This window comes from Kitasatospora sp. NPDC059648, from assembly GCF_042734825.1.
In the GTDB taxonomy this organism is placed as follows: Bacteria; Actinomycetota; Actinomycetes; order Streptomycetales; family Streptomycetaceae; genus Kitasatospora.
Genome location: NZ_JBHWDU010000151.1, coordinates 1 through 10023, shown reverse-complemented (window position 1 = coordinate 10023; position 10023 = coordinate 1). Strand labels below are relative to the sequence as shown.

11 protein-coding genes are annotated in these 10023 nt (G+C 73.2%); 3 read left to right on the top strand and 8 right to left on the bottom strand.

The window, feature by feature from the left end; genetic code table 11:
- Nucleotides 1-229 precede the first annotated feature (229 nt).
- On the bottom strand, nt 230-928 hold the full coding sequence (locus ACFV1W_RS39060) for a hypothetical protein (RefSeq protein ID WP_380422166.1): 699 nt from the start codon (nt 926-928) through the stop codon (nt 230-232).
- Between the two features lie 200 nt (nt 929-1128).
- Here ACFV1W_RS39060 and ACFV1W_RS39055 point away from each other — a divergent pair, with 200 nt between their 5' ends.
- A complete protein-coding gene (locus ACFV1W_RS39055; RefSeq protein ID WP_380422165.1) occupies nt 1129-1488 on the top strand; it encodes a nuclear transport factor 2 family protein in 360 nt (119 codons plus the stop codon).
- Nucleotides 1489-1525: 37 nt separating this feature from the next.
- On the opposite strand, the gene ACFV1W_RS39050 is transcribed toward ACFV1W_RS39055, so the two are convergent.
- Nucleotides 1526-1750 (bottom strand): hypothetical protein, encoded by a 225-nt coding sequence (locus tag ACFV1W_RS39050; protein ID WP_380422164.1) that lies wholly within the window; start codon nt 1748-1750, stop codon nt 1526-1528.
- A 286-nt stretch (nt 1751-2036) separates the two neighbouring features.
- Between ACFV1W_RS39050 and ACFV1W_RS39045 the strand changes: the two genes are divergently transcribed.
- A complete protein-coding gene (locus ACFV1W_RS39045; RefSeq protein ID WP_380422163.1) occupies nt 2037-3851 on the top strand; it encodes an alkaline phosphatase family protein in 1815 nt (604 codons plus the stop codon).
- A gap of 230 nt (nt 3852-4081) precedes the next feature.
- On the opposite strand, the gene ACFV1W_RS39040 is transcribed toward ACFV1W_RS39045, so the two are convergent.
- From ACFV1W_RS39040 to ACFV1W_RS39025, 4 genes are all read right to left on the bottom strand, one after another.
- Nucleotides 4082-4729, bottom strand: a complete 648-nt coding sequence (locus ACFV1W_RS39040) for a class I SAM-dependent methyltransferase (protein ID WP_380422161.1) — start codon at nt 4727-4729, stop codon at nt 4082-4084.
- A gap of 61 nt (nt 4730-4790) precedes the next feature.
- Nucleotides 4791-5867, bottom strand: a complete 1077-nt coding sequence (locus ACFV1W_RS39035; RefSeq protein WP_380422159.1) for a Ku protein — start codon at nt 5865-5867, stop codon at nt 4791-4793.
- Nucleotides 5868-6195: 328 nt separating this feature from the next.
- The gene (locus tag ACFV1W_RS39030) at nt 6196-7485 is read right to left on the bottom strand and encodes a hypothetical protein (RefSeq protein WP_380422157.1); all 1290 of its coding nucleotides are present in this window, start codon (nt 7483-7485) and stop codon (nt 6196-6198) included.
- Nucleotides 7486-7623: 138 nt separating this feature from the next.
- Entirely contained in the window at nt 7624-7794 is a 171-nt protein-coding gene (locus ACFV1W_RS39025; RefSeq protein WP_380422156.1) for a hypothetical protein, read from the bottom strand.
- Between the two features lie 189 nt (nt 7795-7983).
- On the opposite strand from ACFV1W_RS39025, the gene ACFV1W_RS39020 reads away from it, so the two are divergent.
- A complete protein-coding gene (locus ACFV1W_RS39020) occupies nt 7984-9024 on the top strand; it encodes an iron-containing redox enzyme family protein (protein ID WP_380422154.1) in 1041 nt (346 codons plus the stop codon).
- Here ACFV1W_RS39020 and ACFV1W_RS39015 read toward each other — a convergent pair.
- Together ACFV1W_RS39015 and ACFV1W_RS39010 are read right to left on the bottom strand one after the other, a co-directional pair.
- The gene (locus tag ACFV1W_RS39015) at nt 8977-9195 is read right to left on the bottom strand and encodes a CDGSH iron-sulfur domain-containing protein (protein WP_380422168.1); all 219 of its coding nucleotides are present in this window, start codon (nt 9193-9195) and stop codon (nt 8977-8979) included. The two genes, ACFV1W_RS39020 and ACFV1W_RS39015, sit on opposite strands and share 48 nt — an antisense overlap.
- An 82-nt stretch (nt 9196-9277) precedes the next feature.
- Nucleotides 9278-9934: a HemK2/MTQ2 family protein methyltransferase gene (locus ACFV1W_RS39010; RefSeq protein WP_380422152.1), complete on the bottom strand. Its 657-nt coding sequence runs from the start codon at nt 9932-9934 to the stop codon at nt 9278-9280.
- Between the last annotated feature and the right edge of the window lie 89 nt (nt 9935-10023).

Below are 10023 nucleotides of genomic sequence, written 5' to 3'. Positions count from 1 at the left end.
GGTTCCGCCCGGTCGAGCCCGGCGCCTCGTCGGCGCCGGGCCGCCGGCGCGGGCTGGAACCCGACGCCCCAGCGACCTGGTGTCGATCACCCCGCGCCACGGGGTCCCGCCTGGAGCGGCGCACCGAGCAGGGCTGACCGCGCCTGCCGCCGGGCAGGAGCAGTGCGCCCGGAGGACCGCCGCCGCCGTCCTCCGGGCGCGCAGTCGGGGCGGGCTCCGACCGGGAGGGTCAGACGGCGGGAAGGCCGTTCGCCATCTCGCGGAAGGCGGCGGACGGCCGCATCATGCCGTTGTCGCCGACGTTCAGGTTCTCCAGCCGGCCGTTCCGGTACCAGAAGATCGACGAGGTCAGCGGGGCCGGGTCGTTGACCTGGAGCTGCTTCGACAGGTCGATCATGAAGCGGATCGCGTTCAGCGACGACGCGCTGCGGATCGGCGCCGCGCAGAACGCGTTGCCCGTCGGCAGGGTGACCAGGGCGCCGTACGGCAGCTCCGTCCCGCCCAGGGCGTTCTCCAGGCGCAGCGCCTGGGCGGCGCCGGGCCACGTGCCCATCCCGTTGACGGCGTACAGGACGTCCCCGTTCGTGGCGTTGAAGGACTGCCGGTTGAGCCGCTCGGCGGCCAGGTTGGCGAAGGCCAGCTCCCAGAGCTCGGCCCGGCCGATGCTCCACTGGTCGGCGGCGTGCTCGGCTATCGACAGCGCCTCGGTGGCTCCGCCCCGCTTCCCGCCGTTGACGCACAGGACGACCGACAGCTCGTCGTCGATCTGCCGGGCCACGGGGTCGGGGCCCAGACCGCGGGTCGGGGTGATCAGGAGCCGCAGGCGGTCCCGGACCTCGGAGGCCGGGATCCCGGCCAGGGTCTTGCAGGGACCGTGCTCGTCGCACAGCGGCTTGGGAAGGGTCTTGCGGTTGCCGAACAGTGGCATGGAGGTTCCCCCGGATCGGTGCGGCGGTGGTCGGACCAAGGACACAGCATCCCACCGGAGTTCGCCGCCGTCCCGGCGATCACCTGATTTTCAGAGTGCGCCCGGACGGCTGTGGCGGGCGCTCGGCGCCGCTCGACAACGGGTGACCGGATGGCGGAAGGGCGGGCGCCGGTGGGCCGGTTGTCGTAGCGTCCTGGGCCATGGACCACGAATTCGCCACCCGCTTCGCCCGAGAGTGGGCCGCCGACTGGAACTCCCACGACCTGGAGCGCATCCTCGCCCACTACACCGAGGACATCGTCTTCGCCTCGCCCCGGATCGTCGACCTCGTCGGCGACCCGACGGGCGAGGTGCGCGGCAAGGAGGCGCTGCGCGTCTACTGGGCCAAGGGCCTGCAGCACCTGCCCGATCTGCATTTCACCGTCGAGGACGTCCGGGCCTCCGTCGACACGCTCGTCATCAACTACCGCAACGAGCGGGGCCGGGGCGTCGCCGAGGTGCTCACCTTCCGCGACGGCCTGGTCTGCCGCGGCTTCGGCGCCTACGGACCGGAGGTCTGAGGCGCGGCGGAGCGCCCCGGGGCACCGCCGCACACGGTCACTCCCAGGTGACGTAGTGGTCGTTGAACTCCCCGCCGACGCAGAACTCGCGACGGGTGCGGATGTCGGCGGCCACGAAGCCGCCGCCCTCCTCGCACTGCAGGACGGTGACGGGCGGGTCGAGGTGCCGGACGTGCTCGATGGCGAAGGCAGGGACACCGCCCAGCGAGAGCGCGGCGAAGGCCGGTACGGCCACGGCGGCCAGGCGTTTGGCAATGGTCATGTCCGGTCAACGAGGCCGCTCCGGTCCGGTCACCGTCGGTCACCTTCCCGGCGCACGATGGTGACGGTCCACCCGCAGGAGGGTGACCCGCCGGCGGGCCGTTCCGCGCCGTGCGGCGGCCGCGGCGAGGCGAGCGGTCGACCCCCGAGTGAAGTTGTCTGACCAAGTTCGGCCGCTGTTCGCCCGCGCGCCCTTCCCCGGGCCGCACCGAACCGGTATCTCTGTCCCGCCGTGGTGCACGGCCACGGCAACCACCCTCACGCAACCAACGGGACGAGGTACCCCCATGCGACTGCGCTGGAGCCCCCTCGGCGGGCTGCTCGCCACCCTCCCGCTCGTCGGCGCCCTGGTCGTCGGTGCACCCACCGCCGCGCAGGCGGCGGTCGGCAGCGGCAACCTGATCGTCAACGGCGACGCCGAGGCCGGCGGCTACTGCACCAACGACTGGAGCGCCGCCACCACCGTCCCCGGCTGGACGACCGAGGCCGGCGGCGTCGACGTCATGTGCGCCACGGCCGGCTCCTTCGGCCTGCCGAAGGACGGCAACACGCCCGGCAAGGCCTTCTTCGGGCCGGGCAACTTCGGCGACGGCTCGATGAGCCAGACCGTCGACGTCTCCTCCGCGGCCACCGCGATAGACGGCGGCAGCGTGCACTACAACCTGGCGGGCTGGCTGGGCGGTTGGACCACCTACGGCGGCTACGCCGCGGTCGCCCTGCACTTCCAGGACGCCGGCGGCAGGCCGCTCGGCCCGACCGCCAAGCTGCCGACCGTCTCCGCGACCGACCGCGGACTGAGCACCGAGTTCCTCTCCCGCACCGCCACGGGTGCAGTCCCGGCCGGGACCAGGTCGATCCAGGTCGAGGTGCAGTTCCTGTCCTCCACGAACGAGACCGGCTACCTGGACAACCTCTCGCTCACCCTCGACACCCCGGTCGCCCCGCCCGCGCCGCTCACCCCGCCCGCCTCCCAAGTGCCCGGCTACGACCACGTGTTCACCGTCATGATGGAGAACACCGACTACTCGCAGATCATGAACGACCCGGCGGACACCCCGTACATCCACAGCCTGATGTCCCGGGGCGCCACCCTCACCGACGCCCACGGCGTCTACCACCCCAGCGACGAGAACTACCTCGCCGTCGCGGGCGGCGACACCTACACCAAGGGCGCCACCTACTGGCCCGACATCAACTCCCCGCAGCGCAACCTCGGCGACACCATCGAGGACGCCGGCAAGACCTGGAAGGCCTACGAACAGGGCATGGGCACGCCCTGCAACACCAACAAGAACAACGACAGCTACTACATGCCCGACGACGCGCCCTTCATCAACTACACCGACATCAGCGGCAATCCGGCCCGCTGCGCGGCCCACCTGTTCGACACCACCCAGCTGACCACCGACCTGAAGTCGGCCGCCACCACGCCGAACTTCTCCTGGATCGCCGCCGACGACTACTACGACGGCGAGGCCTCCGGCAACGGCAGCGCCACCAGCCTGAAGACCCAGGACGGCTGGCTGCAGCAGACCCTGGCCCCGGTGCTGTCCTCCCCGGCCTGGACCCAGCAGCGCTCGCTGCTGCTCCTGACCTGGGACGAGAGCCAGAACGAGGGCTACAACCACCTCGCCACCGTCGTCGTCGGCTCCCAGGGCACCGTCCCGGCCGGGACCAGCAGCCCGCTGCACTACGACCACTACGGCATCGGCCGCACCATCGAGTCGGCCCTCGGCCTGCCCGGCCTCACCGCCAACGACACCTACGCGACGCCGCTGAACGCCGCCTTCGCGCCGTCCACCGCGACCGGGCCGACGTTGACCGGCGACCTGAACGCGGTGGCGAACGGCGGCAACGTCACCCTGCGCTACAGCGTCCCGAACGCGTCCCAGGCCGGCGCCAAGAACTGGGTCGGCCTCTACCCGGCGGGCGTCACCCCCGGATCCCGGTCCGCGCTCACCTGGTCCTACACGCCCAACCAGAGCGGTGCCGTCACCTTCGCCACCGGCAAGCTCAGCGGCGCGGGCCGCTACGACGCGTACTACCTCGCCGACGACGGCTACTCCGTACTGGCCGGACCGTTCACCCTGACCGTCGGCTGACGGCAGCCGGCAGGGGCCCGCGGGAGTGCGGGCCCCTGCTCGGGGCTCCGGCCGACCCGCCCTGCCCGACGCACGACTCGTCCGGGAGGCCGCGAAACCCTCCGGCCTGCAACGGCGCGCACGACCCAGCGCGCCCTCACCACCGCCGCCGGCCGCCTCGCGGCCCTGCGCCTCTACGACCCCGTCGTCTTCGCGCAGCGGGGACAGGCTGATGGGGCAGCGCGGACAGGCTATTCGGGCTTGCGGGCCACCAGGCAGGCGCGCGGCCTGGTCACCAGCCCGCCAGGCTCCTGCTCCAGCCTCGCGGTGATGACGAGTCCGGCCTGCTCCAGCAGCCCGACGACGCGGTTCAGGGGCAGGAGGTACGACTCGTAGGACACCGGACGGCCGTAGCCCTGGGTCGGCTGCAGCCGTTCGTCGCCGACGTAGTCCCCCCAGAGCAGGTGGCCGCCGGGCGCGAGCGTGCGGTGGAACTCGGCGAACACCGTCGGCAGCCACTCCGGGGGCGTGTGGTGGGTGGAGTACCAGGCCAGGATGCCGCCGAGCTCGTCGTCCCCCGTCTCCAGCTCCGTCATCGAGCCCGTGGTGAACCGCAGGTTCGGATAGGCCTGCCGGGCCAGCCCGATCATCTTCGGCGACAGATCGACACCGAAGGCCGGCACCCCCAACTCGGCCAGGTGGGCCGTCACCCGGCCGGGGCCGCACCCCAGGTCCGCGACCGGCCGCGGACCGGCCGTCCGCACGAGCTCGACGAACCCCGCCAGCATCGCGCGTGACAGCGGATCCATCGCGGCCGGAGGCGGCACGCGTTCGACGTAATCGGCGGCGACCGTGTCGTACGACTCGCGGACGGCGGTCAGGAACGTGAGCTCAGCCATGCCGGCGATGCTAGAGCGGAGGACCGACAGGGCGGCTTCGTTCAGGAGCACCGGGCCGTGGTCAGGACGCCTTGCGGCGCGGGCGTCCGGCGTGTTCGAGGGCCTCCTGGAGCTCGTCGCGCGTCATCGTGGACCGGTGCGGGATGTCGAGGTCGGTGGCCCGCCGGTAGAGCTCGGCCTTGGTGAGCCCGGACAACTGCTGCCCGCCGGTGGCGCCGGCGCGTTTCGTGGTCCTGGCCGCGCCGGCCTTGCCAGCGGTGCTCTTCTTGCCGCCGGTCGGCTTGGGGGAGCGGTCGGCGCGGGCGGCCGCGGCCCGGCCGGCCCGCCCCTTCCCGGGCTCGTCGGCCGGTTCTCCCCTGCGGGCGGTTTCGAGGCTGCGGCGCAGCGCGTCCATCAGGTCGATGACGTTCGTGGCCTCGGGGGCGGGGCCTGCGGAGACGGCGATCTCGCGGCCGGCGAGCTTGTCCTCGACGAGCCTCCTCACCTGCTCCTCGTAGGTGTCGTGCCACTCGTCGGGCTTCCACTCGATGGCGAGCATGCCGATCAGCTGCTCGGCGGTCCTGACCTCCTGCGGCGTGAGCCCGACCTTCTCGGGCAGGTCGCCGATCTCGCCGCGGGGGTCGCGGACCTCGTCTGCGAAGTGCATGGTGTGCAGCTCGAGCAGACCGTTCTCCGAGCGCACCGCGGTCAGGTACTCCTTGCCGCGCATCGCGAACATCGCCAGCCCGGCCTTGCCCGAGTGCTCCAGGGCCTCGACCAGGAGGGCGTAGACCTTCTGGTACTCCTTGCCGCGGGGGCCGAGGTAGTAGGTGCGGTCGAAGAAGATCGGGTCGACGTCGGCGAGGTCGACGAACCCGGTGATGTCGATGGTGCGCGAGCGGCCGGGAGAGATCCGTTCCAGTTCGTCCGGTTCGACGATCACGTACTCGCCCTCGGTGACCTCGTAGCCCTTCACGATGTCCGCGTACTCGACCTCCTTGCCGGTGCGCTCGTTGACGCGCTTGTTGCGCACCCGGTCGGAGGTGCCGCGCTGCAGCTGGTGGAAGCGCACGTCGTGGGACTGCGTCGCGGTGTACAGCGCGACCGGCACGGTGACCAGGCCGAAGGTGAGCACTCCGGTCCACATGGGTCGGGCCATGACGGGCTCCCTTCACCCTGTCGCGCCCGCCGGGCGGTGCGCCGGCGGGTCCACGGCCAGCGTCGCCGGACACCCGGCTCCGCGCACGCGGTGTTGGGCCGACGGGCGCCGCCGCCCTGCTGGGCCCCGCTCGGAGGCGAAGCGACGGCGCCCTACCGGGCGCCTGGCCAGCCGCGGCCCCGCCCAAACCCCGCGGCCGTGACGACGGGTGCGCTGTGTGATTTCTACGCGCCCGCGTTCTCTCCTCCGGACGGCGATTCGTCACGCAAAGAGTCGAAGAGCCGCTGACGGCCCGTGTCTCCCGCCGCCTGCTCCGTACTGCCGGGTTTCAGCCGATCGCCTCGGTGGCCAGTGCGAGGACGGCCTCGTCGAAGCAGGGTTCGCCGGGCAGTGGAGTCACCCCGGTGTTGCAGAACACGACCGGGACGCCGCGCCGTTCGGCGTGTTCGGCGACGACGTCGACGGCGGCGGCCTTGAGTTCCACCAGGTACAACTCCGCGTCGAGGTCAGCGAGTTCGGCCCGAAGCCGGTGCCGGTCGGCGAGGGCGTTCGTGGCGTGGACGACATGGGCGCCGTACCTCGTCCGCAGATGGTCGACCATCCCGGGGAGGACGTGCGGCGCGGCGGTGGTGAAGAACGCGACGCGACGCCCCGACACGTCCGAGACCGGCCGGGGGCGCAGCGCGACGGCGATCAGCGGCACGTCCCGGATCCGCCGGACGGCCGCGCGCATGGCCCGGATGTCGAGCTGCGGATCGGCGAGGGTGAGCACGGCCAGGTCGGAGACCAGGAGCCGGTACGCGCCCAGGTAGCCGAACACCCGGCCGGGATCCTGGCCGCCGCCGATGACGAGGATCCGCCGACGCGCCTCCACCGGAGGCAGGACGGTCCCGCTGCCCTCGAACAGGACGAGATCGGGCGAGAGCTTGGCCGCCGTCTCGGCCGCCGCCGCGACGTTCGAGGCGAACGGAGCGGACGCGAAGCCGCCGCCGCAGCGCCGGGCCCCCACGGTGGCCACCCCGGTGAACACCGCGTCCTCGATGTAGTCGGAGGCGGCGTGCCGCCCGGATCGGGAGAGCTCCAGCAGGTCGGTGAGGTTCGGCGGGTCGGTCACCACCTCCGGTTCGGCCGGTCCGCCGCGGCCCATGGCGACGACCACGACGTTCCACCGCTCGGCCAGCAAGCGCGCGGTGTGTCCGCTGACGGCGGTCTTGCCGATCCGCTTGCCCGTGCCCGCGATGCTGAGGGACGGCAGTGCGAACGGCGCCAGTCGCGGGGGCTCGAAGCAGAAGTCCGCACCCGCGTACGGAATCCCGCAGGCCATCGCCTGTGCGGCGTACGCCATCCGTTCCGGACCCCCGACCACCGGTTCGTCCGACAGGTCGAGGACGAAATCGGCACCGCAGACGGACACGGCGTCCGCGAGGCTTCCGGTCAGCAGCGGCGCTCCGAAGTCCGGCGCCTCCCGCAGCTTCTCCGTCCCGCCGACGAACAGCGCACCCGCCACCCGGCAGGGCAACGCGCGCAGCGTTTCCCGGACCACATCCGGGTAGTGCTCCCCGTCGACGACGGCGAGGACCCGCCTTCCCGCCAGCGGTGACGGCAGTCTGTCGATCATGCGCTCTCCCGGGGAGTCGGTCTTCCTCGTTCGGAGGCGGACGCGGAGCCGGACGTGAAGTGCGTCGCGCGGCTCTGCTCGACGCTGCCGTCGCTCCGCCGGCGGGGCCTCGGGTGACGGCGGTGCGCGCCGTGTGGGTCACTGGGGGCAGAGCTCCGCGCTGCCTCCGTGCAGGCACACCGTCCGCCACTCGGAGGTGTACTCGACAGCGCTCATGATGCCCGTGCCCTGGAGACCCTGCCCGATCAGGACCCGCACCCGGGCGAGTTCGTCCGGGTCGAACCCGGGGCCCTCGTCTCCGGTGTCCACCGCGATGTGGGGCAGCTGCTGCGCGGAGGTGGGCTTGCGCCCGCATCGGCCCCGGCCGTGCCCCGTGGCTCCGATCGCCGTGTTTCGCGGTCGGGTTCCGGCCGGACCCAGGCCGAGTGTTAGGAACCGCGCGCTGCGGGCATCCGCTTCGGCGGACCCGGAGGACTTTCCCGGTGAGGAGGAGGCGGCATGGACGGGGGTGACGGACCTGCGACGAGCGGCCTGCCGGGCCCGCGCGGACCGCTGTCGGCGGCGGTGCTCGGGCTGGTGACCGCCGGGCCGCCGGGTGCGGGGCGGCTGCTCGCGCCGGTCGCCCCGCTCTCCGAGCCGTGGGGCGACGACCACCAGCTGGCGCTGTACCTGTGCTACGAGCTGCACGACCGGGGACTTCCCGGCGTGCACCCCGGATGGGAGTGGGAGCCCGAACTGCTCGCCTTGCGGCGGGAGTTGGAGCGCCCCTTCCTCGCGGCGGTGCGCGCCGAGGTCGAGCCGGTACCGCCGCTGGCCGAGGTGCAGGAGCAGCTGCTGACCGAGCCGGTCGAGGGCACCGGGCCGTCGTACTTCCTGCTGGGGCAGGGCGAGCGCCGCCACGTCCGGGAGTACCTGGTGCACCGCTCCGTCTACCACCTCAAGGAGGCGGACCCGCAGCTGTGGACGCTGCCGAGGGTGCACGGGCCCGCGCAGGCGGTGCTGATGTCGATCGCCTACGACGAGTACGGCGCCGGGCGCCCGGAACGGGCCCACGCCTCGCTGTTCGCCCGGATGATGGCCGCCTTCGGCCTCGATCCCCGCTACGGGCACTACCTGGACCTGGTCCCCGCACCGGCGCTGGCGATGGTCAACCTGATGATGCTGTTCGGCCTGCACCGGGCGCTGCGGTACGCGGCGGTCGGGCAGTTCGCCGCCGTCGAGATCACCTCCTCGCCCGGCTCGGCCCGGCTGGCCACCGCCCTGGAGCGGCTGGGCGGCGGCCCGGACGGCGTGCTGTTCTACCGCGAGCACGTCGAGGCGGACGCCGTCCACGAGCAGCTGGTGCGCCGCGGGGTGATCGGGGAGATCGTGGACGCCGAGCCGGGGGCCGCACCGGACATCGCCTTCGGCATCGCCGCCGCCGACGCCGTGGACCGGCGCCTCGGAGACCACCTCGTGGACTGCTGGCAGCGGGGACGGACGTCCCTGCGCTCACCCCTCCCCGGCGACGGGCTGCTCCCCGCCCCCGCCCCGCTCTGAACCGGCGCGCCCCCGCGACCCCTGGCGGGGCCCGCCGTGCCGTCGGTGGCTCGTGTCGCAGAACGGGTACGTCCGGCTCCGCCGACAGGCGCACAGCGCCACCACGGGGCGTTCGGACACCCGGCGCGAGCCGTCCGGCAGGACGACCTCCACCGGCCCCTCGACCAGCATCGGGCCGCCCGGCACGACCGTCACCCGCGTGACGCGGTCAGCGCTCCCGGACACCGCGTTCCCGGACACCGCGCTCCTGGACTCAGTGCTCCCGGACACCGCGCACCACCACCAGCTCCTCCTCGCGCTCGCCCGGCCGGATCAGCCCCAGCTGCTCCAACAGGGCGGCGCGGGCCGTCAGCACCGGCCCGAAGGGCTGCCGCCTGCGCGCCGCCACGTCCGCGCGCAGCCCCGCCCCGCGCAGGGCCGCCAGCGTGGCCGGGACGTCCGCGAGTGCGGACTGCACCAGCAGCAGGACACCGCCCGCGGACAGTACGCGGGGCGCCGTGCGGCAGATCCGGTCCAGGACCAGCCGCCCGTCCGACCCGGCGTCCCAGGCCAGTGCGGCGCCGCGCCCGGGGGAGCGGCTGCGGGAGGAGGTGGGGACGTACGGGGGATTGGCGGTGACCAGGTCGAAGCGCCGACCGGTCACCGGGACCAGCAGGTCGCCGCGCCGCAGCCGGATCCGCCGACGGTGCAGCCGGGTGTTGCACCAGGCGGTGACGACCGCGCGTGCGGACAGGTCCACCGCCGTGACCCGGGCGCCGCTGTGTGCGGCCACCAGTGCGACGGCCCCCGTCCCGGTGCACAGGTCCAGCACCCGACTGGAGCCGTCGAGCGGCTCCCGGCGTACGCACTCGGCCAGCAGTTCGGTGTCGCCCTGGGGCGGATAGACGCCAGGCGGTCGGATCAACAGCATGCGTAGCGGCTGCCCGGGCAGCCGCCGTCCACACCCGCCCGCCCCGGGGTTCCGAGTCGCCCGGACGCCCGGACGCCCGGACGCCCGCG

What these genes read in the sequence shown, in the direction of transcription:
- ACFV1W_RS39060 (WP_380422166.1), bottom strand. Translation starts at nt 928, where the DNA reads ATGCCACTGTTCGGCAACCGCAAGACCCTTCCCAAGCCGCTGTGCGAC.
- ACFV1W_RS39055 (WP_380422165.1), top strand. Translation starts at nt 1,129, where the DNA reads ATGGACCACGAATTCGCCACCCGCTTCGCCCGAGAGTGGGCCGCCGAC.
- ACFV1W_RS39050 (WP_380422164.1), bottom strand. Translation starts at nt 1,750, where the DNA reads ATGACCATTGCCAAACGCCTGGCCGCCGTGGCCGTACCGGCCTTCGCC.
- ACFV1W_RS39045 (WP_380422163.1), top strand. Translation starts at nt 2,037, where the DNA reads ATGCGACTGCGCTGGAGCCCCCTCGGCGGGCTGCTCGCCACCCTCCCG.
- ACFV1W_RS39040 (WP_380422161.1), bottom strand. Translation starts at nt 4,729, where the DNA reads ATGGCTGAGCTCACGTTCCTGACCGCCGTCCGCGAGTCGTACGACACG.
- ACFV1W_RS39035 (WP_380422159.1), bottom strand. Translation starts at nt 5,867, where the DNA reads ATGGCCCGACCCATGTGGACCGGAGTGCTCACCTTCGGCCTGGTCACC.
- ACFV1W_RS39030 (WP_380422157.1), bottom strand. Translation starts at nt 7,485, where the DNA reads ATGATCGACAGACTGCCGTCACCGCTGGCGGGAAGGCGGGTCCTCGCC.
- ACFV1W_RS39020 (WP_380422154.1), top strand. Translation starts at nt 7,984, where the DNA reads ATGGACGGGGGTGACGGACCTGCGACGAGCGGCCTGCCGGGCCCGCGC.
- ACFV1W_RS39015 (WP_380422168.1), bottom strand. Translation starts at nt 9,195, where the DNA reads ATGCTGGTCGAGGGGCCGGTGGAGGTCGTCCTGCCGGACGGCTCGCGC.
- ACFV1W_RS39010 (WP_380422152.1), bottom strand. Translation starts at nt 9,934, where the DNA reads ATGCTGTTGATCCGACCGCCTGGCGTCTATCCGCCCCAGGGCGACACC.